The organism is Methylophilus sp. TWE2 (genome assembly GCF_001183865.1).
GTDB lineage: Bacteria > Pseudomonadota > Gammaproteobacteria > Burkholderiales > Methylophilaceae > Methylophilus.
Genome location: NZ_CP012020.1, coordinates 1496005 through 1518823, shown reverse-complemented (window position 1 = coordinate 1518823; position 22819 = coordinate 1496005). Strand labels below are relative to the sequence as shown.

19 protein-coding genes are annotated in these 22819 nt (G+C 49.6%); 4 read left to right on the top strand and 15 right to left on the bottom strand.

Annotated features, from left to right (window positions below; translation table 11 throughout):
- Positions 1-8: 8 nt before the first annotated feature.
- On the top strand, positions 9-1433 hold the full coding sequence (locus tag ACJ67_RS07365; RefSeq protein WP_049638517.1) for a DEAD/DEAH box helicase: 1425 nt from the start codon (positions 9-11) through the stop codon (positions 1431-1433).
- A 53-nt stretch (positions 1434-1486) separates the two neighbouring features.
- Here the strand turns inward: ACJ67_RS07365 and ACJ67_RS07360 are convergent, their stop codons facing one another.
- From ACJ67_RS07360 to dnaE, 7 genes are all read right to left on the bottom strand, one after another.
- The gene (locus tag ACJ67_RS07360) at positions 1487-1912 is read right to left on the bottom strand and encodes a group II truncated hemoglobin (protein WP_049638516.1); all 426 of its coding nucleotides are present in this window, start codon (positions 1910-1912) and stop codon (positions 1487-1489) included.
- Positions 1913-1917: 5 nt separating this feature from the next.
- Complete coding sequence (purT, locus tag ACJ67_RS07355; protein WP_197080677.1) at positions 1918-3114, bottom strand: formate-dependent phosphoribosylglycinamide formyltransferase; 1197 nt, start codon at positions 3112-3114, stop codon at positions 1918-1920.
- A 150-nt stretch (positions 3115-3264) separates the two neighbouring features.
- Positions 3265-4680 carry a sigma-54 dependent transcriptional regulator gene (locus ACJ67_RS07350; RefSeq protein WP_049638514.1) on the bottom strand — a complete coding sequence of 472 codons (1416 nt, stop codon included), beginning with the start codon at positions 4678-4680 and terminating at the stop codon, positions 3265-3267.
- Positions 4681-4697: 17 nt separating this feature from the next.
- Entirely contained in the window at positions 4698-7157 is a 2460-nt protein-coding gene (locus tag ACJ67_RS07345) for a TonB-dependent receptor (RefSeq protein WP_049638513.1), read from the bottom strand.
- A gap of 197 nt (positions 7158-7354) precedes the next feature.
- A complete protein-coding gene (gene tilS, locus ACJ67_RS07340; RefSeq protein WP_049638512.1) occupies positions 7355-8800 on the bottom strand; it encodes a tRNA lysidine(34) synthetase TilS in 1446 nt (481 codons plus the stop codon).
- Positions 8801-8807: 7 nt separating this feature from the next.
- Positions 8808-9803 carry an acetyl-CoA carboxylase carboxyltransferase subunit alpha gene (locus ACJ67_RS07335; RefSeq protein WP_049638511.1) on the bottom strand — a complete coding sequence of 332 codons (996 nt, stop codon included), beginning with the start codon at positions 9801-9803 and terminating at the stop codon, positions 8808-8810.
- Between the two features lie 33 nt (positions 9804-9836).
- On the bottom strand, positions 9837-13316 hold the full coding sequence (gene dnaE / locus ACJ67_RS07330; RefSeq protein ID WP_049638510.1) for a DNA polymerase III subunit alpha: 3480 nt from the start codon (positions 13314-13316) through the stop codon (positions 9837-9839).
- A 181-nt stretch (positions 13317-13497) separates the two neighbouring features.
- On the opposite strand from dnaE, the gene tpx (ACJ67_RS07325) reads away from it, so the two are divergent.
- Together tpx (ACJ67_RS07325) and tpx (ACJ67_RS07320) are read left to right on the top strand one after the other, a co-directional pair.
- Entirely contained in the window at positions 13498-14004 is a 507-nt protein-coding gene (gene tpx / locus ACJ67_RS07325) for a thiol peroxidase (protein ID WP_049639822.1), read from the top strand.
- A gap of 90 nt (positions 14005-14094) precedes the next feature.
- On the top strand, positions 14095-14598 hold the full coding sequence (tpx, locus tag ACJ67_RS07320; protein WP_018985319.1) for a thiol peroxidase: 504 nt from the start codon (positions 14095-14097) through the stop codon (positions 14596-14598).
- A gap of 67 nt (positions 14599-14665) precedes the next feature.
- Here the strand turns inward: tpx (ACJ67_RS07320) and fabF are convergent, their stop codons facing one another.
- From fabF to ACJ67_RS07280, 8 genes are all read right to left on the bottom strand, one after another.
- Positions 14666-15898: a beta-ketoacyl-ACP synthase II gene (fabF, locus tag ACJ67_RS07315; RefSeq protein ID WP_049638509.1), complete on the bottom strand. Its 1233-nt coding sequence runs from the start codon at positions 15896-15898 to the stop codon at positions 14666-14668.
- A 52-nt stretch (positions 15899-15950) separates the two neighbouring features.
- Complete coding sequence (acpP, locus tag ACJ67_RS07310) at positions 15951-16187, bottom strand: acyl carrier protein (protein ID WP_018985321.1); 237 nt, start codon at positions 16185-16187, stop codon at positions 15951-15953.
- Between the two features lie 86 nt (positions 16188-16273).
- Positions 16274-17014, bottom strand: coding sequence for a 3-oxoacyl-ACP reductase FabG (fabG, locus tag ACJ67_RS07305; protein WP_049638508.1), 741 nt, complete (start codon positions 17012-17014; stop codon positions 16274-16276).
- 11 nt (positions 17015-17025) lie between these two features.
- Positions 17026-17949, bottom strand: coding sequence for an ACP S-malonyltransferase (gene fabD / locus ACJ67_RS07300; RefSeq protein ID WP_049638507.1), 924 nt, complete (start codon positions 17947-17949; stop codon positions 17026-17028).
- Between the two features lie 66 nt (positions 17950-18015).
- Positions 18016-18957 carry a beta-ketoacyl-ACP synthase III gene (locus tag ACJ67_RS07295; RefSeq protein ID WP_049638506.1) on the bottom strand — a complete coding sequence of 314 codons (942 nt, stop codon included), beginning with the start codon at positions 18955-18957 and terminating at the stop codon, positions 18016-18018.
- A gap of 48 nt (positions 18958-19005) precedes the next feature.
- The gene (gene plsX, locus ACJ67_RS07290; RefSeq protein WP_049638505.1) at positions 19006-20058 is read right to left on the bottom strand and encodes a phosphate acyltransferase PlsX; all 1053 of its coding nucleotides are present in this window, start codon (positions 20056-20058) and stop codon (positions 19006-19008) included.
- 140 nt (positions 20059-20198) lie between these two features.
- The gene (rpmF, locus tag ACJ67_RS07285) at positions 20199-20378 is read right to left on the bottom strand and encodes a 50S ribosomal protein L32 (RefSeq protein ID WP_018985326.1); all 180 of its coding nucleotides are present in this window, start codon (positions 20376-20378) and stop codon (positions 20199-20201) included.
- 182 nt (positions 20379-20560) lie between these two features.
- A complete protein-coding gene (locus ACJ67_RS07280; RefSeq protein WP_049638504.1) occupies positions 20561-21067 on the bottom strand; it encodes a DUF177 domain-containing protein in 507 nt (168 codons plus the stop codon).
- Between the two features lie 332 nt (positions 21068-21399).
- On the opposite strand from ACJ67_RS07280, the gene ACJ67_RS07275 reads away from it, so the two are divergent.
- On the top strand, positions 21400-22818 hold the full coding sequence (locus ACJ67_RS07275) for an acetyl-CoA carboxylase biotin carboxylase subunit (protein ID WP_018985328.1): 1419 nt from the start codon (positions 21400-21402) through the stop codon (positions 22816-22818).
- Position 22819: the final 1 nt, after the last annotated feature.

Below are 22819 nucleotides of genomic sequence, written 5' to 3'. Positions count from 1 at the left end.
CCTAGCCTATGTCTGAGCAAACCACAGTAGATTTTCGTACGCTCGGCCTGGCCGAGCCGCTGTTAAAAGCGATTGAAGAGTCTGGTTATACGACACCCACCCCTATTCAGGCGCAGGCCATTCCCTTGGCCTTGCAGCGCATGGACTTGATGGCGGGTGCGCAAACGGGTACCGGCAAAACGGCAGCGTTTTCCTTACCTATTTTGCATACCCTGTTACCACTTGCCAGCACTAGTACCTCGCCAGCCAAACACCCGATCCGGGCATTGGTACTGGCGCCCACGCGTGAGCTGGCCATCCAGGTCTATGACAGCATCAAGACTTATGCCAAACACACGGCGCTTCGCAGCCTGGTGGTATATGGTGGAGTGGATATTAAGACACAAACTCCGCATTTAAAAACCGGCGTCGAGATTCTGGTGGCCACCCCTGGCCGGTTGCTGGATCACGTCGAGCAAAAGACTTTGTCTTTAAGCCAGGTACAGTTTTTGGTACTGGACGAAGCCGACCGTATGCTGGACATGGGTTTTATGCCAGACCTGAAACGCATCCTGGCATTGCTGCCCAAGCAACGCCAGAACCTCATGTTTTCTGCCACATTTTCTGACGAGATTAAAAAGCTTGCCGATGCTTTCTTGAATAATCCAACATTGATCGAAGTGGCGCGCAGCAATGCGACCAATGACAATGTGGAACAAAAAGCTTACTTGGTGAATAGCGACCAGAAACAACGCTTCCTGGTACAGCTGCTCAAGCAATACACCAATCAGCAGGTCATTGTGTTCACAAAAACCAAGCTCTCGGCCAGCAAGCTGGCGCGTGCGCTTGAGCGTGACCAGATTCCCTGTAGCGCCATCCACGGAGACAAGTCACAAAAAGAGCGTATTGAAGCACTGGATGCGTTTAAAGCTGGTTCGATTCATGCACTGGTTGCAACCGATGTGGCAGCGCGAGGCCTGGATATCACCGACCTGCCGCTGGTCATCAATTACGAAATCTCTACCGCACCAGAAGACTATGTACACCGTATCGGCCGTACGGGTCGCGCAGGCGCCAAAGGCATCGCGATTTCGCTGATTGATGAAGACGAAACCAAATACTTTGACGAAATCGAAAAGCTGATTAAAAAGCAGATTCCAAAAGAAAAAGGTGCTGTCAGCAACCGGCCGGCGCGTACTGCAAAAGGTGTAAAAGCGGATGATTCCTGGTTTCATCAGCCGTATGAGCCGACCTCAGCGGCTGTGGCACCTAAGCTCGTCCCTGCAAAAGCCACTTCTGCGAAACGTAAAGTTGTTGCGGCCCTGTTAGGTGGTTTTGGTTTTAAAGCTTCCCCACAACCGCGCAATCAGGCAAAACGCGGTACTGGTAAATCGCGGCAAAAGGCTGAAAACAAAGAAGCCGAAGCAGTCGAAACCGTCAGTGCTGAATCATAAAAATAAGAAGCCCCGACACCATCGGGGCTTTTTTATATCTATTTTAGGCGAAGTTAGCCTTCACGGTTACGCATAAAGTCCGCCACGCCATAGAGCTGATTGGCAATATGCTTCATCAGCGCCTCATCAAACTCTAGTGTATGCATGGCTTTAATCATGCAATACATCCATTGGTCACGCGCAGACTCATCGATGGGAAAAGGCATATGCCGGGCGCGTAAACGTGGATGTCCGTACCGTTCAATATACAGTTGAGGCCCGCCTGTCCAGCCCATCAAAAACATAAATAGCTTTTCTCTGGCTGAAGTTAAATCAGCCTGGTGGATGGCACGCAAACCGGCGACTTTAGGATCTGTGTCCATAATATCGTAAAAAGTCTCGACCAGCTTACGTATGGTCTCAGGCCCTTTTTCAGAGCCACCCAGCCAGTCAAACAGGGATTGCTTGGCCGTGTTTGGCTCTTGTATCTCCAATGCCATGCTGATCAGCCTGCTACTTGAGGGGTAACCAGGCCAGCTGCCTGTTTGGCGCGTTCTCGCGCCAATTCAGTGTTGTCTGCAGTTGCCAATGCGACGCCCATACGGCGACGGACAAACGACTCTGGTTTGCCAAACAGGCGGATTTCACTGTTAGGAACAGACATGGCAGCCTCCAGACCGTGATAGGCCAAGGTTTGCGTATCCGCACCACCATATATCACTGCGCTGGCACCGACTTCGCGCTGGGCAACATCTACCGGCAATCCGAGAATCGCGCGTGCATGCAGTTCAAACTCATTCAGGCGTTGGGTACACATGGTCACCATGCCGGTGTCATGTGGTCGTGGGCTGACTTCAGAGAACCATACCTGCTCGCCTTTGACGAATAATTCAACACCAAACAGGCCTTGCCCGCCTAAGGCATCAGTGACTTTCTTGGCAATCTCTTGTGCATTTTTCAGTGCTTGCGGATGCATGGCTTGAGGCTGCCAGCTTTCCACATAATCACCCTGCTTTTGCACATGACCAATCGGTGCACAGAAGTGTGTTTCTATTTGTCCTTCAGCATTTCTGGCACGCACGGTCAGCAAGGTAATTTCATAATCAAAATCAATCTGGCCTTCAACAATGACAACCCCCTGGTTGACCCGACCGCCACTCGCCGCATATTCCCAGGCTGTTTTAACCTCAGAAGCCTGTGTAATACGTGACTGGCCTTTGCCGGAAGAAGACATGGTTGGCTTGATAAAACATGGATAGCCAATGCCGCCATCAATCGCTGCTTGCAATTCAGCTTCAGAACGGGCAAACGCATACGGTGACGTCGGCAGGTTTAATTCTTCAGCGGCCAGTCGGCGGATCCCTTCACGGTTCATCGTCAGTTGCACGGCGCGCACGGTAGGGACCACCGTCACGCCAGTGGCTTCAATCTCAGCCAGTGCTTGCGTGTTTAATGCTTCAATTTCCGGCACGATATAATGTGGTTTGACCTGATTAACCAGCGTTTTTAATGCCGTGGCATCGGTCATGTCTATGGTGTAAGAATGATGAGCCACCTGATGACCGGGCGCACGCGCATAACGGTCCACTGCAATGACTTCTACCCCTAAACGCTGCAAGGCAATAATCACCTCTTTACCAAGCTCACCACTGCCCAACAACATGACCTTGGTCGCATTCGCGCTCAACGGGGTACCAATCATTTTCAGCTCCACTGTAAAAGTGCAATGATACCATGCGTGATTTAGCAAGCTGCTGATTGTGTCTGATTTATGTCATAAGAATATGTGATTTGTCACTGGCAAGGACAAACAAAAAACCTCGCAGTTGCGAGGTTTTTTACTTATTGATGGCTAAACGGAAATGCCGTGTTTATCCATGCGGTAGCGCATGGTCATGCGGGTGATTCCCAACAATCGGGCCGCTTTCGAGACATTATTACGAGACTGCTCTAATGCATTGAGTAACATGGCCTTTTCTGCGCCATCGAGGGTTACCGGTGCATCTCCCTGTGCGACTGGATTGCCATTGACTGCCGCCATTTGCGGCAACCCCAGATCATGCTCAGAGATCATGGCTTGCGTACACATCAATACAGCGCGGCTGATTTGGTGCCGCATTTCACGCACATTGCCAGGCCAGTGGTAACCTTGTATTGCCATCAGCGCCAACGGGCTAAATTCGTGATGCGGTAACGCATACCGCTTTTCGGTCATTTGCCTGAAGTAATTTGCCAGCAACAACACATCCTGGCCACGATCTCGCAGTGGCGGCATCTGCATGGTGATGACATTTAAACGGTAATAAAGGTCTGAGCGGAAACGCCCTTCGCTAGACATCTGATACAAATCTCGATTGGTTGCAGCAATAATACGTGCTTGAACAGGACGCTCTTTGGTCGAACCCAGGCGCCGTACCATTCTGCGTTCCAGCACATTAAGTAATTTTGCCTGCAAGCCCAGGGGCAGTTCGCCAATCTCATCCAGGAATAAAGTCCCGTCTTCGGCTGACTCGATCAAGCCAGGACGGGAAGCCACTGCATTGGTAAAGGCACCCTTCTCATGGCCAAACAGTTCGCTTTCAATCAACTCTGCTGGTAAAGAGGCGCAATCCACATGTACAAAAGGCTTGTCATGATTGGCACAATTAGCGTGTAAGTAACGGGCGACAACATCTTTGCCTGTACCTGTTTCGCCAGTAATCAAAACAGTTGGCTGGACCGCATCGCTGAGTGCGCTCAGTTGCGCAATTCTGGTAATTTGCTGACGCACGCTTTGCATGGCAGCACTTTCACCAATGAGCTGCACCGACTCATTCACTATGGTATCTCGTTGCCGGGAATAATCCAGGCTGGTCTGTAAATCAGTTGTTTTTTCGTTTTTTTGGATAATGAGCAACAACTCTTCAAGATCAATGGGCTTTTTCAAGTAATCAATCGCGCCCAGTTTGATGGCGTTGACCGCATCGCTCACGTCGCCAAAGGCAGTCATCACGATAGTATTAATATTTCTTGCAACAAAATCAGACAGTAAATCCAGACCATTACCATCCGGCAAGCGCATATCCAGTAAGGCCATGTCTGGTTCAAATTGCTTGACCAGCAATCTGGCATCTTGCAGAGACTCAGCGTGCTCGCACTCGAATCCGGCTTTTTGCAAACGCTTGACTACCGCTTTTGCAAATAGCACCTCATCCTCTACCAACAGAATTTTTTTCTTGAATGGCAAAAAAACAGATTTGTCCGTGGATGATGAAAGTTGTGAAAGCACGCCTGGTCCCTTTTATATTAGTCGTTATCGTAGCTAGCTAATGATTGCTTAGGTTTGAACTCGTAACGCACACCAAACCAGGCTGCACGCGGTGCTCCAGGCAACAGGCTTAGCACTTTACGTTCGTCATCAAAGTTGCCATTATTATCAAACAGGCTCTCGGCTAAACGGCCTGCGATGTAATAGTCTTTGTCAAAGATATTGGTTGCTTTGGCAAACATTTTCCAGCCATTACCGAAGTTGTATTGGCTATCCAGGTTGACAATAAAGTAACCGCCCAGTTTGCCGCGACCCGTTGCACAATCATCGCCAGCATTACAAGCTGCTGAATTGGATTGATGACTATTATTCTCGTTACCTAACACATACTGGCTGGAGTAGCCGATCACATTGGTACCGATATTCCAGCTTTGGGTAACTGCGTATTGAGCACGTAATTTGAGTTGATGTTGTGGAATCGCAGGAATCCTGTCGCCACTTCTAGCAGTATAAATACCGTTATTAGCTACACCACTTGAGTTAGACGCATTTACAAACTCAACATCAGTATCATAAGTAGCATCTACAAAGCTGTATGAAGCACTCCACTTAAACTTTTCAATAAAACCATTGACACCCAGGTCAATACCTTGGCGCTTGGTTCTACCTACGTTTTTAAAGTATCCGGCGCCAGTTTGTGAATTTGCCGCTGTAAACTGGATGTCATCATGGTTAATTGCATGGTAAACACCGGCATTCCAGAATACGTTGTCGGTCAATTGTCCACGTCCACCAAACTCATAGGTTTTAGCAACTACTTGATTCAAAGGCGGATCATCTGCCAATGCAGCTGGCAACAGACAAGGAGAGGCCGGATTAGAACAACCCACTTCAATTGCGGTTGGCGCACGGCTGGATTCACTGTAAGAGGTGTACACCGTGAGCGATTTGGTTGGTGTATAGGTTAGACCGACAGTAGGATTCAAGCGAGTGTAACTATCTTTCGCAGTCAGGCTATTAAAGTTGTTCGCGGCTGATGCAGGACCACGCAAAGTATCAGTGTTGTCGATACGCGTAAAGTTCCAACTCGCGCCTGCATTCAGATGCCAGAATTCATTAAGAGAGAGTGTATCTGTTGCAAATAAGCGGGCCGTGTACTGCTTGCCGGTTAATCCGACTGTCTGACGTTGGCCAAGCGCACCATCACCTTCAAGGACAGGTGCGCGGGTAGGATCAAATACTGGATCACTCTCTGTAAACGCCACGCCGTTATTCAGCACAGTGCCGTCTGTATCACCAATATTGATTTGCTCCGATTGCTTGAAGCGAATGAGACTGTAATCATACCCGGCACCGACCACGAACTGGTTTTCTTTGCCGAACAAGTCTTGATTGAAGGTTGCCTGACCCGTTGCACCATAAGTATTCTGGCTAGTGTGAGTTCTATTCATCACTGCACCGGTCAGCTCACAGTCATCAGGAGAGCCTGGATCGCAGGTAATGTTTGGATAGCCTGCCAACGCCTCACCAATGTCAGCCTCGCCTTCATATCCATCACCATTTTTGGTTCTGCGGTTAGACTTCTTGTAATAGACATTACCAGACAGCATGGTGTCATTATTCAGCCAGTGACTGCCATTCAAAGCCAGGAAGTGTGAGTAATTGTTAGTTGCATCAGGGCGTGTGTGAATTTGGTCACGATCACCACTCAACAGAAACTCTGGTGTCAAACCGTTACCAATCAAAGTGTTATCTGCACCTATGTAAGTTAAATCCAGCTTGGTGGTTTCGTTTTGCCATCCAGTTTTTGCAAATAACTGGTTCACATGCGATGGTGAGTATTTTCTCCAGCCATTTTCAGTCGTATGCTGGAAACCAATCATGTAATCAACTGAGCCATCCTTTGACACACCACCGTACTCAGCTAAGGCACGTTGACGACCCCATGAGCCTGCTTCGTACTCAACGGCCGCACCCTGATTGTCTCGACCGCTCTTGGTCTGTATCGCAATCGCGCCGCCCAGTGTATTCAAACCGAACAATGGATTTGAGCCTGGAATTAACTGCATGTTGCCAATCGCGAAACTGGGGATTTTGTCCCATGAAGTCACATCGCCAAATGGTTCGTTGATACGCACGCCATCAATATAAGTTGAAAGGCCTTGTGGATTACCCAACAATGAAGAAGCAGAATAACCACGGAAATTAATTTCCGGCTGCCAAGGGTTACCGCCCAACTCTGTAACCGTCACGCCTTGCATATTGTTATTCATATAATCTGCAATAGAAACACCGGTTTGGTTATTAATTGCATCAGGATTAGCCATCTGAATATTGGCTGGCACCTTGTGAAGTGGCACACCTATCCCCTTTAATGGAGTAGTGCTATATACCTCAACTTTTTCCAGATTTAATGAGTCGGCTTTAGCAATCGCCACCTCTGCAGCATAAGCAGATACGATGGCGAGGACTAAAGGCTTGATTGTATTTTTTTTCATAAAGTAATGTCCCTTTTCCCGAAATACTTTTATTTTGATTTAAAAGCACTTCTATCGAGCAATAACCGTACCGGTTATTGCTACCAAAAAAAGATCATTAAAATCAATTAATTAAAATAAGGACTGGTGGATATCAACCATAAAAATGGTTACATACAACCAATTTTATGGTTTAAAGTGGTTTATTACAACCAGAATTACAGAGGGGTGAGGAAAATTTCTAGGCCGTAAGCATTACGGCCTGGATGCCAGGCATGATCTACCGCCAGCCCAGCTAAAGCAACTAGAGAATGAGAGGAAACTGGTTGAGTGGTTTTGACCTGAACAACAGGATAAAAAGCGCGCTGCCAGGGAGGCACTGCCAGCATCTGGAAAATAACTTTTAATTCACGCCTTGGCCGCTTGGCATCCGGTTGCAAAGCTTCACCACCACCACGTGGCATCAACAGCAATTCGATACCCTCAGGTAATGGGATAGGCTGGCCATACCGCTTATTTAAGGTAATAGCGGCTGGAGAGATACCAAGCTTGGCCAAGGCAATACCGCGTGCTTTGCTGACCTTGAACTGGACTTGCCACTCGCCCCACACCTGGTTTTGGTGGCCTTGCCAAATGAGCGGCGTTTGCGGTAGGGCTGCAGGTTTGCCAACGCAATATAAGCGCTGCTGGTAATGATGCAGGTAAGCCTTATGATGCTGGGTTTGACCTTGCAATGGCAGATGCAAATATCGATGCGGCTTCACAGAAGAAAGCTGCTGCCAGTAATCCTGCAATTGCTCACTATTGGGCATACGCAAATTCAGTTGCTGAAACCAGAAGCGTAACAAATTCTTGGCGCGCACCTCGCCAAGCGCGTATAACCGTGAAATATCCAGAGACTGGCCCAGCCACTCACCCCGGACATCGCATGCCTGCAAATCCTGATACGCAAGGGTATCCAGCAAGGTTTGTGCTTCTGCCAGATGGGTGGCGCTCCTCAATAAGGCATTATCCAGCTGTGGGTAACGCTCACGCATGACAGGCATGACCTTTTGCCGCATAAAGTTACGGTCATAACTCACATCGGTGTTACTTTCGTCCTCAACCCATGTCAGTTGCTGCTCAGATGCATATTGCAACAACTCGTCCTTGGACACCGTCAATAGCGGTCTGAGCAAATGCCGGCCTGAATCCCACTGCCCCATGGCACTCAAGCCTTTGACGCCTGCACCACGCATCAATTGCAACAACAGGGTTTCGGCCTGATCCTGCATATGATGTGCGGTCAGAATGGCGGATGCAGAGCGTTGCTGGCGTACGCGCTCCAGTGCCTGGTAACGGGCATCCCGCGCCGCTGCTTCAATGCCCAGCCCACTGTGAGAACTCACATGCACTTTTTCGCTATAAAACGGAACATTGCGCTCCAGGCATAACCGTTCGCACAAATGCAACCAGCCATCTGCATTGGGGCTCAACCCATGATGCACATGCATAGCCGACAAGGTAAATGGCAACTGCGTACGCAGCAGCACCAATGCATGTAGCAATACAACAGAATCAACACCACCACTCAATGCTAGCAGCAGATGTGGTGATGGCGAGGGCGAGACAGCATTTTGGCCACGAAGAAAAGTCGCAAGGACATTTTCCAGTGTGGCCAGCATGAAGGGACTATTTTTCACTGGTTGTTTTGAATTTACCGTAACTCATCAGGCGCTGGTAACGTGATTCCAGCAGTTGTGGCAATTTTTTGGCTTGCAGCGCTTTAAGTTGCTGGCCGATGGCTTGACCAATACGTTCCATCACTTCTTCGTAATTGCGATGAGCACCACCCAGTGGCTCACTGACGATGGTGTCTACCAAACCCAACGACTTCAGTCGGTCTGCAGTGATGCCCAATGTTTCAGCGGCATCCGGTGCTTTGCTGGCGCTTTTCCACAAAATGGATGCGCAGCCTTCAGGTGAAATCACAGAGTAAGTTGAATATTGCAACATGTTCAAATGGTCTACCACGCCCAACGCCAGGGCACCACCAGAACCACCCTCACCGATGACGACCCCAATAATCGGGGTTTTCAACTCGGCCATGACATAGAGGTTACGCGCAATCGCCTCGGATTGGCCTCGCTCTTCTGCACCGATACCTGGATAAGCGCCGGGAGTATCAATGAAGGTAATGATAGGCATGTGGAATTTTTCAGCCAGGCGAAACAATCGCAAGGCTTTGCGGTAGCCTTCTGGACGAGGCATACCGAAATTACGGTATTGGCGCTCTTTGATATCACGGCCTTTCTGGTGGCCCATCACCATCACCGGGATGCCTTTAAAACGCGCAATACCGCCAACAATGGCTGGGTCATCGGCATAGGCACGGTCACCATGCAACTCCTGGAAATCAGTGAATAAGGCATTGATGTAATCAATGGTGTAAGGACGTTGAGGATGTCTTGCGACTTGGGAAATTTGCCAGGCTGTCAGGCTCTGGTAAGTATCTTGCAACAGCTTACTATTCTTCTTTTGCAGCAAATCCAGCTCTTTGGAAATATCCAGAGAATCATGTTCATCATGTGAAACCTGTAAGGCTTCAATTCGCTTCTCGAGTTCAGCAATAGGCTGCTCAAAATCGAGATAAGTCAGTTTACTAGGCGTTAAACGTTTTGCACTCATTGTGAATTCCAATATGAGTTCTTAGAAAAAAGTTCAGGCATTATAAAGGATTTTGACGTTTTCTTTTGACAACCAGCCTTGTAAATTATGTAGCAGGTCGTCATGCAACACGACTTGCCAGTCATCTCCAAGCATCAGACTGACCTGCGCAGCCTGGTTATGATAGTCCACTTTGATCGGGCAACGTTTTTGTTCTTCACCGGCATAACGATAAGGTGTGAGCACAGTCATGAGGCGATGGACATCAGACGAACCATTGCAACTGATGGTGAGCATCTGCGCAAAACGGTTTCTGACCGCCGCCAGGTCATAGAGCTTTCTGGCACTGACACGGATGCCGCCAGAAAACTCATCGTGGCTGATACGCCCCTCTACCACCAGCAACAGGTCTTCTTTGATCCATTGCGCATGCTGTGTCAGCAGTTCTGCGCCAATCACCACATCAGCACGGCCAACCGCGTCATCCAGCGTCACGATCGCCATTTTTCCGCGCTGCGTCATGCGAACGCGCACGCCCATGACCACGCCTGCCAGCAGTTTAGGCTGATCCTGCGGAGCGAGTTCGCTGAGGTTGCCTTTGATAAAAGGTCCTAACTGCGCTTTGTAACTTAAATATGGATGACCACTGAGGTAAAAGCCGAGCGCCGTTTTCTCTTCCTGCAAGGCTTGTTCAGGGCTCCATGCCGGGATGGCCGGTAATTCATGACGCGTTTCAATCACACCACCAAACAAGCAATCCTGCCCGGCGTGAGCTGCGCCTTGCTCTGCCACACTGATCGCGGTATCCAGGCCCGCCAGCAAGGCGGCGCGGTTCTGTTCAAGTTTGTCGAACGCACCAGCACGGATCAAGGACTCAATGACTCGGCGGTTGACCTTGCGCAAGTCGAGCCGCTGGCAGAAATCAAACAAATCCTTAAAGGGGCCTTGCGCCTCGCGCGAAGCCATAATCAGTTCGATCGCCGCCAGACCAGTGCCTTTGATAGCACCTAAGCCGTACAGCACCTGCTGCGCATTGAGTGGTTTGAACTGGTAAATGCTGGTATTGATATCAGGCGGCAACACTTCAACATGATTGGCACCACAATCATCAAAGAAAGTATGCACGTTGTCGGTGTTGTTCATATCGGCAGACATGGTCGCCGCCAGGAACGCCGCGGGATAATGGGCTTTGAGGTAGGCCGTGTGGTAAGCAACCAAGGCATAAGCAGCCGCGTGCGACTTGTTAAAGCCATAGCCGGCAAATTTTTCCAACAAGTCAAACAGCTCGTTAGATTGTTGCAAGCTCAGGCCATTTTTGAGCGCACCTTCGTTAAAGATTTCGCGCTGCTTAACCATTTCTTCGGGTTTTTTCTTACCCATGGCGCGACGCAGCAAGTCCGCACCACCCAGGCTATAGCCAGCCACTACCTGCGCGATCTGCATCACCTGTTCCTGATACACGGCAATCCCATAGGTCTCTTTAAGGATAGACTCGGTCGAGGCATGCGGGTATTCGACCCGCTGAGTCCCATGTTTACGACGGCAGAAGTCAGGAATCAGGTCCATCGGGCCCGGACGATACAGTGCTACCAGCGCAATAATATCTTCAAACAAGTCAGGCTTGGCCTGCTTGAGCATGTCCTTCATGCCGCGCGATTCCAGCTGGAATACCGCGGTGGTATTGGCTGTTTTCAGCAGGTGGTAACTCTTTTTGTCATCCAGCGGAATCGTCTCGAAACTCAGTGGCGGTAATTCTTCCTGCGCGCGCTGGGCATTGGCGTTTTCCAGTGCCATATTGAGGATGGTTAACGTACGCAAGCCAAGGAAGTCGAACTTGACCAGACCTACGGCCTCCACGTCGTCTTTATCGTACTGACTAACCAGGCTGTCGCCATTGGGCTGGCAATATACCGGCGAGAAATCAGAAATCTTGCCTGGCGCAATCAGTACGCCACCGGCGTGCATACCAATGTTGCGCACCAAACCTTCAAGACGTAGTGCCAGAGAAAGTAATTCTGCGACCTCTTCTTCTTTTTCGCGACGCTCTTGTAGTTGTGGTTCTTTTTCCAGGGCGGATTCTAGCGTGATGCCCAACTCCATCGGAATCAACTTCGCAATACCATCAACAAAGTTAAACGGTAGATCCAGCACACGGCCAACGTCACGGATCACTGCTTTGGCCGCCATGGTACCGAAGGTGGCGATCTGTGACACCGATGCCAAGCCATACTTGCGCTTGACGTAATCGATGACCCGATCTCGTCCCTCCATACAGAAGTCAATATCGAAGTCAGGCATGGACACCCGCTCAGGGTTCAGGAAACGCTCAAACAGCAAGTTGTATTTGAGCGGATCGAGGTCGGTAATCCCTAGACTGTAAGCCACCAGGGAACCAGCACCGGAACCCCGGCCAGGGCCAACTGGCACACCATTGTTTTTGGCCCAATTAATAAAGTCGGCAACGATCAGAAAGTAACCAGGAAAGCCCATTTGTACGATGATGTTGCACTCAAACTGTAAGCGCTCTTCGTATTCGGCACGCTTTGCTTCCCGTTGCTGCTCATCCGGGTATAAATACGCCAAACGATGCTCCAACCCTGCTTTAGATTGGTCAACAAGGTAGGCATCCAGGCTTTCGCCATTTGGCGTCGGGAAATCTGGCAGGTAGTTTTTACCCAGTGTCAGCATCAAGTTGCAACGCTTGGCAATCTCCACCGAGTTTTGTAATGCGACAGGCATATCCGCAAACAAAGCCTGCATTTCTGCTTGTGTTTTCACATATTGCGACTCGACAAAGCGTCGCGGGCGACGGTTATCAGCCAGCACATATCCTTCAGCAATACAGGTACGAGCCTCGTGTGCCATGAAGTCATCCGGCGTCTGGAATTGCACAGGATGTGTAGCAACCACGGGTAAATCCAGTTGTTGTGCCAGCAATACTGTTTGCTGTATGAGTTGCTCTTGCGTATGCGCCTCAGGACGATCTCTATCGTGGACACGTTGCACTTCGAGATAATAGCGGCCACTAAAAGTCTTCGCCCATTGGCGGGCAGATTGCATGGCTTGAGACTGGTTGCCTGCTTGTAACGCCTGCCCCACATCCCCTGCCGAAAAACCGGACAGCATCAACAAACCGGCATTTTGCTCTACTAGCCATTCAACCTTGATTTCTGCCCGCTCACGGTACTGGTTCTCCAGGTACGCCTTAGACAGCAACTCACATAAGTTGCGGTAGCCTTGCTGGTCCTGAACCAGTAACAACATGCGGTGGGGCTGGTCACGCTGCACCGTATTTTCAACCCACACATCACAGCCTAGAACAGGCTTGAGGCCTTTGCCCCGAGCGGCTTTGTAGAATTTTACGGCGCCAAACAGGTTGGCAAGGTCAGTCAGGGCAATGGCAGGCATTGCATCGTTTTTGGCGGTCTTGACGTAATCGTCAATACGCACTGTGCCGTCCACAATGGAATATTCACTGTGACAGCGCAGATGAATAAAGGCTGGTTGTAAGGTGGAAATTTCAGGTGCATCCATGGCTTTTATTTTACTCGCCATCACGCTTTTTTATCTATGCGTGGTGCAAATAATCTGGTTGACATGCTTAAAAATCGCGTTCAAGCCAGACCTGCCAACCGCGTTAACAAGTGCTAAAAAATTAATTCCTAAAACGTTATGCACTATGATGTCAGGCATTTCTTCAATTGATCATTTGACCATGCCGAACGCGACCGCCTTGCTGGATGACCCCATCTTAGTAGAAGATAATTTGCCAAGCATTGGGCAAATATTGCCCTTCTTTCAGCTTGTGAATGCTGCGTTAGAGGATGTTTCACTGGATGCTTTTAGCGGCCAGCGAAAAATCCTGCATTTCTTCCCTGGGATTGATACACCCACAAGCGCCAACAGCGTCCGCATTCTCGATAGCATGGTTGCAACGTTGACGAATACCGTTGTTTTGCATATCTCCGCCGACCTTCCTTTTACGACAGCCCGTTTTTGTGCAACAGAAAACCTCTCCACAGGGATACACCTCTCTACCCTACGCGGCCGTGATATGCTCAAGAACTATGGTGTATTGATGATGACCAGCAAACTGGCAGGCTTACCTGCCCGGGTACTCATGGTCGCTGATGAAGATAACCGCGTGCTACATGTTGAATTAGTCAAAGAACTTGCTAACGAACCAGACTATGAAGCGGCGATGGCAGTATTGCAGGCATGATTCCCTTATTGTTTATGTGGTTGATTGCCACGCACTGACAAGTTAAAGTAGAAGATTAACCACTCATCATTTATTGTTTTGGAGAAAATTATGGCAAGCGTCACGCTTAAAGGTAATCCGGTCGCCGTTGGCGGTAAGTTTTTGGCAGTCGGTGATACCGCACCTGCATTTCAACTGGCAGATGCCAAACGTAATTTGGTTGGTTTAGATGCGTATGCTGGCAAACGTAAAATTCTAAACATTTTCCCAAGCATCGACACACCCACTTGCGCGACTTCTGTACGCACATTCAACAAAGAGGCCAGCAGCGCCAGCAATAGCGTTGTACTGTGCATTTCGGCTGACTTGCCATTTGCACAAAGCCGCTTCTGTGGCGCTGAAGGCCTGGAAAACGTGGTGACGCTGTCTACTTTCCGTGACACTGCAAAATTTGCCAATGATTACGGTGTTTTTATCACCGACAGCAGCCTGGCTGGCCTCACTGCACGTGCGGTGGTAGTGCTAGATGAAAACAACAAGGTACTGCATAGCGAACTGGTGAGCGAGATTGCTGACGAACCTAACTACGCTGCAGCCTTGGCAGTGCTGAAATAAGCCATCAACAAATAAAAAAGCCAGCAATTGCTGGCTTTTTTATCTGTAACATGAATGGCGTGTAAAGTTAAACGCGCTTAAATAACAAGCTGCCGTTCGTGCCACCAAAACCAAAGTTGTTTTTCAAGGCATATTCAATCTTGAGATCACGTGCCGTATTAGCACAGTAATCCAGATCGCATTCAGGATCCTGGTTAAACAGGTTGATGGTTGGTGGGGAAATCTGGTTGTAAACGGATAACACCGTAAACACAGACTCGAGACCACCGGCGCCACCTAACAAGTGCCCAGTCATGGACTTGGTAGAATTCACTACCAGTTTATAAGCGTGATCACCGAACGTGGCTTTAATCGCATTAGTTTCATTAGTATCGCCCAAGGGTGTGGAAGTCCCGTGCGCATTCATGAACTGTACCTGGTCAGGGTTCACACCCGCATTTTTCAATGCATTGACCATGGAACGACGTGGACCGTCCATATTTGGCGCGGTCATGTGATAGGCATCGGCACTTAAACCATAGCCTGCCACTTCAGCGTAAATTTTTGCACCGCGGGCTTTTGCATGCTCATATTCTTCAAGCACCAATACCCCCGCGCCTTCCCCAATGACAAAGCCATCACGGTCTTTATCCCAGGGACGACTCGCCGTTGCCGGATCGTCATTACGGCTAGATAAGGCTCTCGCAGAGGCAAAGCCGCCGACGCTGAGTTCGGTAATCGCGGCTTCTGCACCACCGGCCACCATGACATCGGCATCGCCGTATTCAATCATGCGTGCGGCCTCGCCAATGCTGTGCGTACCTGTGGTACATGCCGTCACCACTGCAATATTCGGCCCTTTCAACCCCAACATGATAGACAGGTTACCTGAGATCATATTGATGATGGTGCCAGGAATGAAGAAAGGTGAAATCTTGCGTGGGCCACCGTCGTCATAACTGTCGTTAGTGGATTCAATCAACCCCAAACCACCAATGCCGGACCCAATGGTGACGCCAATGCGTTCGGCATTCGCTTCTGTCACTTCCAGGCCAGAATCACGGAAGGCTTCCAGGCCAGCGGCCAGGCCATACTGGATAAAAGTATCCATTCGGCGCGCATCCTTGGCTGGGATAAAGTCTTCCGCGTTAAAGCCCTTCACTTCACCTGCAATTTGCGAGGCGAACGGAGTGGGATCAAATTTGGTAATACGGGTAATGCCTGATTGACCAGCGACCAGATTGTTCCAAGCGGTTTGGGTACCAATCCCTACTGGAGACACCACGCCCAAGCCAGTTACTACTACTCTGCGTTTCGTCATAATAGAAAATCAGCCCTCTTGCGAGGGCTGATTAAAGAAATAAGTCAATGAATTACTTGAGGTTTGCGTTGACGTAGTCAATCGCTTGCTGCACGGTTGTGATTTTTTCAGCTTCTTCGTCAGGAATTTCGCAATCGAATTCCTCTTCCAAAGCCATCACTAATTCTACGGTGTCCAGAGAATCTGCACCCAGATCATCCACGAAAGATGATGTGTTTTTTACGTCAGCTTCGTTTGCACCTAATTGTTCACAAACGATTTTCTTTACGCGTTGTTCGATGTCGGACATCTAAAATACCCCTTTGTTGATAAGTGTCGTGTACAGTAAACCGGTATTCTAGCAAAACTTGTCCAGAATACCAAAGAAACTAAATATTAAGCACAGTACATGCCGCCATTGACATGGATGGTTTCGCCTGTGATATAAGCGGCCGCAGGTGAAGCCAAAAAGGCAACCGTGGCCGCGATTTCATCGGCCTGACCTAAGCGCCCTACTGCGATGCGTTCCAGCATTTTTGCCTTGATCTCTTCTGGCAACTCTGCCGTCATGTCAGTGTCGATAAAGCCAGGAGCCACACAGTTCACCGTGATACCGCGACTACCGACTTCTTGCGCCATAGACTTGGTAAAACCTGTCATACCCGCTTTAGCCGCCGCATAATTGGTCTGGCCGGCGTTTCCCATATGACCCACCACACTGGAAATATTAATGATGCGGCCCTGACGCGCTTTCATCATGGGGCGCAATACTGCCTGGCTCATGCGGAAAACAGATTTCAGATTGGTGTTTAAAACCGCATCCCAGTCTTCGTCTTTCATGCGCATCAGCAACGTATCTTTGGTAATGCCTGCATTGTTGACCAGAATACTGACATCGCCATATTGCTCAGCAATCTGCTTCAATAACGCGTCAATTTGTTCCGGTTGGGTCACATCCAGCGCCATCCCAACCCCATTTACGCCTGCGGCTTTCAAATGCGCAGTAATCGCCTCAGCACCACTGGCGGATGTGGCTGTGCCAATCACGATGGCACCTTGCTTACCCAGTGCTTGCGCAATGGCCGCACCGATACCGCGACTCGCGCCTGTGACCAATGCTACTTGTTGATTAGACATTCTCTTTCCCCTTATTGTGCAACAAACGTTTGCACAGACTCATCATTGACCATTGCCACGCAGGTCATCTCGGCCACAATGCGCTTGGCTAAACCCGCCAGCACTTTGCCTGGCCCACATTCAGCTGCATTCAACACCTCTTGTGAAGCGAGTTGCTGTACCGTTTCAACCCAACGCACAGGACTATATAACTGGCGCACCAATGCATCTTTAATCTTGTCGGGATCGCTGTACGCGGCGACATCTGCATTATGCAGCACAGGGACCTCAGGTGCCTGTACATTTACATTCTGCAAATAATCACGCAATTTATCCGCTGCTGGCTTCATCAGGTCACAGTGCGACGGCACACTGACAGGCAATGGCAACGCACGTTTTGCGCCTTTTGCCTTAGCCAGTTCCATGCCCCGCTCTACAGCGACTTTATCGCCGGCGATCACTACCTGGCCGGGGGAGTTAAAGTTCACTGCCTGCACTACCTGCCCTTGCGCAGCTTCATTACACACTGCGCGCACGGTCTCGTCATCCAGGCCTAAGATTGCCGCCATCGCGCCCTGCCCTTCAGGCACTGCTTGTTGCATCACTTGCGCGCGGAATTTCACCAGTGGCAAGGCATCTGCAAATGAAATAGCGTTAGCTGCCACCAGTGCAGTATATTCACCCAGGCTGTGGCCGGCCATGGCGTCGGGCAATTTCCCACCCAGGGACTGGTAAACACGCCAGGTGGCGACGCCTGCAGTGAGCATGATAGGCTGTGTATTTTCGGTCAGATTGATTTCGTCATTGGCTTCTGTAGCCATTTTCCAGAAATCAACACCAAGCACGGCAGACGCCTCATCAAACGTTTGTTTGACAATGGCATGTGTTTCGAGTCCCTGCATCATGCCCACGGATTGTGAACCTTGGCCAGGGAAGAAAAAAGCAAATTTAGACATATATTTTCAGTGAGTTAACTAAAATCACGCATGTTGAACATGCCGGATGAGGATTAATATTTGACCTTAATATTTAACTAGGGCAGAACCCCAGGTAAAGCCACCACCAAACGCTTCCATCAGCAAGGTCTGCCCTCGCTGGATACGTCCATCACGTACCGCAACGTCCAAAGCCAGAGGGATAGACGCAGCCGAAGTGTTGCCATGGCGGTCTACTGTCACCACAACCTTATCCATAGGCATATCTAGTTTTTTGGCAGTCGCCTGCAAAATTCGTATATTGGCCTGATGCGGCACCAGCCAGTCGATATCGGATTTTTGCATGTGATTGGCTTCCAGCGTTTCGTCCACAATCTGATCTAAGGTATTGACGGCAATCTTGAATACCGGATTGCCTTCCATGACCACAGTATCAGGGCCATCAGGATTACGCGGGACATGTAGGTAGTTTTCGTAATTGCCATCTGCATGAATGTGCGTGGACAGGATGCCTGGTTGATCACTGCTTTGCAAAATGACGGCACCAGCACCATCACCCCACAGGATACAGTTGCTGCGATCAGTGTAGTCTGTGATACGGGTAAAGGTATCGGCCCCGATCACAAGGACGTTTTTATGCTGGCCAGAGCGGATAAAATGATTGGCAGTCGTGAGTGCGTAGACAAAACCACTACACACTGCCTGCACATCAAAAGCCGGGCAGCCAGAGATGCCCAGTTTGCGTTGTACCATGGTGGCAACGCTAGGAAATAATTTATCTGGTGTCGTTGTTGCGACAATGATCAAGTCTATTTCCTGTGCCTGGATTCCAGCGGATTCAATCGCATTGCGTGCAGCCTGGGTTGCCAGGTCGCTGGTACGCTCATCTGTCACGCGATGGCGCTGCTTGATACCGGTACGGGCGAAGATCCACTCATCAGTGGTATCAACCAATTTTTCCAGCTCGGCATTCGTTAAAATAGTGGGTGGCAGGTAACTTCCCGTCCCTGCGATTCGTGCGTAAATCATTCGTGCGATTATGCCTTAATTGGGTCAAAAAACCTAACTAATCGAGCTTCAGGAAGGCTCTGAAGTAGTCAGGTGTTCAATTTCGAGCTGCGACTGGATACGTTTCAATATACCGCTTTGCGCCTCTTCCATCGCCACATGGATGGCATGGTAAAAACCGACACTGTCGGCACCACCATGACTTTTCACCACGATACCGCGCAAACCAAGAAAACTTGCACCGTTGTACCGACGAGGATCCAAGCGCCGCTTGAACGCTTTCAACACAGGGAAAGCACCGAGTGCCATCAGCTTGGTCAGCCAGTTACGCTTGAACTCCTGGGTGAGAAACTTGCCCATCATATGCGCCAATCCTTCAGTGGTTTTGAGCGAGACGTTCCCGACAAACCCATCACAGACCACCACATCGGTCGTACCTTTGAAGATATCGTCACCCTCTACATTCCCATAGAAATTTAAATGGCTGCCACGCAACAACTCGGCAGCCTGCTTAGCCACTTCATTGCCCTTAATATCTTCTGAGCCGATATTCAGCAACCCGACGGTTGGATTAGGCTTATTGCTAAGACAGCTCACCACCATGGCCCCCATAATGGCAAACTGGTATAAATGCTCCGCAGTGCAATCCGCATTCGCGCCGAGATCCAGCATGAAGGTACTGCCTTTTTCAGATGGCAAAGTAGAAGCAATGGCAGGGCGATCAATGCCAGGCAGGGTTTTGAGTACAAATCTTGCTGTCGCCATCAGCGCACCGGTATTACCGGCACTCACACATGCTTGCGCTTCGCCAGTCTTCACCATATTGATGGCGACACGCATGGAAGAATCTTTTTTGTTCTTCATGGCACTTTGTGGAGATTCATCCATTAGCACGACTTCACTGGCATGATGCACGCGCAAACGCGGGCTTGCTGCCTGGCGCAAAACCTTTAATTCCGCCTCAATGGCGTCTTGCAAGCCGACCAGGATGATATTGAGATTAGGATTTTCGTTCAGAATTCGAACAGCCGCAGGCACAGTCACATGTGGACCGTGATCTCCCCCCATGGCATCAATGGCAATCACTACTTCTTGTGAATGCTTATGTTGACCAGTTGTCATGTGATTTCCCAAGTTTATTTACCATCATTGCCCTGCGCAAAAAACGCAGGCTGGTAAAAACGCAGGCTTACGCCAGATACACAAACGCCGCGCATTTTAGTGCGCGGCGCGTTTTAAAACTTGTCGCTTTTATGCAGCGATTATTCGCCTTTTGCTGGCATCACTTTACGGCCACGGTAAAAACCGTTAGGGCTTACGTGATGACGCAAATGTACTTCACCAGTCGTTGGCTCAATCGCCAATGGTGGGTTTGTCAAAAAGTCGTGGGAGCGGTGCATACCACGCTTGGACGGTGTCTTTTTGTTTTGCTGAACTGCCATGTTATTGCTCCAAAATCAAACCGCCACACCTCATAAATTGAAGTTCAAGGGCAGTTATTTAAATTCAAAATGCTACCTAATCCGCAATTATAAAATATTCCAGAGACAACTGCAAATAAATCCTGCAAATATCGCTTTTTGTTTACTTTTTGCTTCTGAACAGCCATCGAAATGCCACATCATTACTTGTCCAGTTTTAACTGCTTTAACACCGCAAACGGATTGGGCTTGTCGCCCGCTGTTTGCTGCAGATCCGCACAAGCCTCTTCATGCATCACAGCAATAGGCAACGCCATCAGCAACTCATCCTCCACCAGAGACTCCACTGAGGACTCCTCCTGGGTATCCAGCCAGTCCACCTGCTCATCCTCCAATAAAGCCTCTGGTGGCTCATCGCACAATGCAAACTCAAACTGCAAATCCATGGCTTGCGGCATGGGGGCAAAACAGCGCTGGCAAACGAGAGGCAGCTCAGTTTGTAGAGACAGCGCCAGCATGGGCAATGACACCTCGCCGAAATAGCGAGGAGGCAATCCTTGCAACTGATAGCGCACACGCAACGTCGAGAACGCGTCAACGTCGGCCACACCCAGCTCCTTCAAAGCTTCATGCAAACGCGGCAGCGACATAAGCATCAACTCCCCTTCTATGCTTTTTTGCTGCCGGGCCAGCTCCTGGTATCGTGCCATGACCAAAAAATCTCATTTCAAGTAAGCCCGATACTATAACAAACTCAACCTGACTTGACGACCCGCAGGTCTTGAAGTCGAGCCGAAGATGATATTGCACTATTTAAGAGCGCGGTTTGTTGTTATAATAACGTCGCATCACACGGCGCTATTTTCATGGGCGCATTCATGGTGCCGATTTAAAAAATCGGCCATCCGCTCTGGCGGCCACGTTGGTGCAAAACCATAACCAAACAAACTCAAACCGTTTTAAATACAAGCATTTGCTGGTTGATCAAACAGTTAAATTAACAAAAAGACTCTGTCCTTTTTTCTTGCTTTAAGGGTAATGTGTGTTTAAGAAAATTTTAGTCGCGAATCGCGGTGAAATTGCGGTACGCATTGTGCGCGCCTGCTCGGAAATGGGCATCAAATCGGTCGCCATTTATTCCGACGCTGACCGTCATGCCCTGCATGTCAAAAAAGCCGACGAAGCTTATAACATTGGTTCCGATCCTGTAGCAGGCTATCTGAACGCACATAATATTGTGAATATTGCCGTGGCTGCTGGGTGTGATGCCTTGCATCCAGGCTATGGCTTCCTGTCAGAAAATCCTGAATTGGCTGAGGTTTGCGCCCGCCGCGGCATCAAGTTTATTGGCCCAGAGGCAGACGTGATCCGCCAGATGGGTGACAAGATTCAGGCGCGTAACGCCATGATTAATGCAGGTATTCCCTGTGTACCGGGCAGCGATGGCAACCTCGAATCTGTGGACGCCGCCATCAAGCTGGCAAATAAAATAGGCTACCCAGTGATGCTGAAAGCCACCAATGGTGGTGGTGGCCGTGGTATCCGCCGTTGCGACAACGAAAAAGAATTATTAAGCAATTATGACCGTGTCATTTCCGAGGCCAGCAAAGCTTTCGGCAAACCGGAAGTGTTCCTTGAAAAATGTGTGGTTCATCCACGCCATATCGAAGTGCAGGTGCTGGCTGATTCCCATGGCAACGTCATTCACCTGTTTGAGCGTGACTGCTCTATCCAGCGCCGCAACCAAAAGCTGATTGAAATCGCCCCGTCACCACAACTGACACAGGCACAGCGTGAATATATCGGCGGGCTGGGTGTGAAGGCAGCCAAAGCGGTTGGTTATGAAAATGCCGGCACAGTCGAGTTTCTGCTCGACTCGGACAACAATTTTTATTTCATGGAAATGAACACCCGCTTGCAGGTGGAACATACCGTGACTGAAACCATTACCGGTGTGGATATCGTTCAACAGCAGATTCGTGTGGCGGCTGGCCTGCCATTGCAGTACAAACAAAGCGAGATTGCGTTCCGAGGTTATGCCATGGAATACCGCATTAATGCTGAAGATCCACAGAAAGACTTTTTGCCCAGCTTCGGTAAAATTACCCGTTACTACGCGCCCGGTGGCCCTGGTGTGCGTATGGATGCTGCTATTTATAGCGGGTATGTCATTCCACCCTACTACGACTCCATGTGTGCCAAACTGACAGTGTGGGCGCTGGACTGGGAGGGCGTGATCGAGCGTGGCCGCCGTGCGCTGAACGACATGATTGTGTATGGCGTCAAAACCACAATTCCTTATTACCAGCAAATCATGCAACATCCGGATTTCCGTGCAGCTGACTTCAATACCAGCTTTGTGGAACAACATCCCGAGCTTACGCAATATGATGTCGGATTACCGAAAGAATTGATGGCTGCGGCAATTGCTGCAGCGATCGCCGCCCACGAAGGCATTTGAT

Bases quoted from the DNA above. Each gene is read 5' to 3' on its own strand.
- ACJ67_RS07365 (WP_049638517.1), top strand. From the start codon at position 9: ATGTCTGAGCAAACCACAGTAGATTTTCGTACGCTCGGCCTGGCCGAG.
- ACJ67_RS07360 (WP_049638516.1), bottom strand. From the start codon at position 1,912: ATGGCATTGGAGATACAAGAGCCAAACACGGCCAAGCAATCCCTGTTT.
- purT (WP_197080677.1), bottom strand. From the start codon at position 3,114: ATGATTGGTACCCCGTTGAGCGCGAATGCGACCAAGGTCATGTTGTTG.
- ACJ67_RS07345 (WP_049638513.1), bottom strand. From the start codon at position 7,157: ATGAAAAAAAATACAATCAAGCCTTTAGTCCTCGCCATCGTATCTGCT.
- tilS (WP_049638512.1), bottom strand. From the start codon at position 8,800: ATGCTGGCCACACTGGAAAATGTCCTTGCGACTTTTCTTCGTGGCCAA.
- ACJ67_RS07335 (WP_049638511.1), bottom strand. From the start codon at position 9,803: ATGAGTGCAAAACGTTTAACGCCTAGTAAACTGACTTATCTCGATTTT.
- dnaE (WP_049638510.1), bottom strand. From the start codon at position 13,316: ATGGATGCACCTGAAATTTCCACCTTACAACCAGCCTTTATTCATCTG.
- tpx (WP_049639822.1), top strand. From the start codon at position 13,498: ATGCCGAACGCGACCGCCTTGCTGGATGACCCCATCTTAGTAGAAGAT.
- tpx (WP_018985319.1), top strand. From the start codon at position 14,095: ATGGCAAGCGTCACGCTTAAAGGTAATCCGGTCGCCGTTGGCGGTAAG.
- fabF (WP_049638509.1), bottom strand. From the start codon at position 15,898: ATGACGAAACGCAGAGTAGTAGTAACTGGCTTGGGCGTGGTGTCTCCA.
- acpP (WP_018985321.1), bottom strand. From the start codon at position 16,187: ATGTCCGACATCGAACAACGCGTAAAGAAAATCGTTTGTGAACAATTA.
- fabG (WP_049638508.1), bottom strand. From the start codon at position 17,014: ATGTCTAATCAACAAGTAGCATTGGTCACAGGCGCGAGTCGCGGTATC.
- fabD (WP_049638507.1), bottom strand. From the start codon at position 17,949: ATGTCTAAATTTGCTTTTTTCTTCCCTGGCCAAGGTTCACAATCCGTG.
- ACJ67_RS07295 (WP_049638506.1), bottom strand. From the start codon at position 18,957: ATGATTTACGCACGAATCGCAGGGACGGGAAGTTACCTGCCACCCACT.
- plsX (WP_049638505.1), bottom strand. From the start codon at position 20,058: ATGACAACTGGTCAACATAAGCATTCACAAGAAGTAGTGATTGCCATT.
- rpmF (WP_018985326.1), bottom strand. From the start codon at position 20,378: ATGGCAGTTCAGCAAAACAAAAAGACACCGTCCAAGCGTGGTATGCAC.
- ACJ67_RS07280 (WP_049638504.1), bottom strand. From the start codon at position 21,067: ATGGCACGATACCAGGAGCTGGCCCGGCAGCAAAAAAGCATAGAAGGG.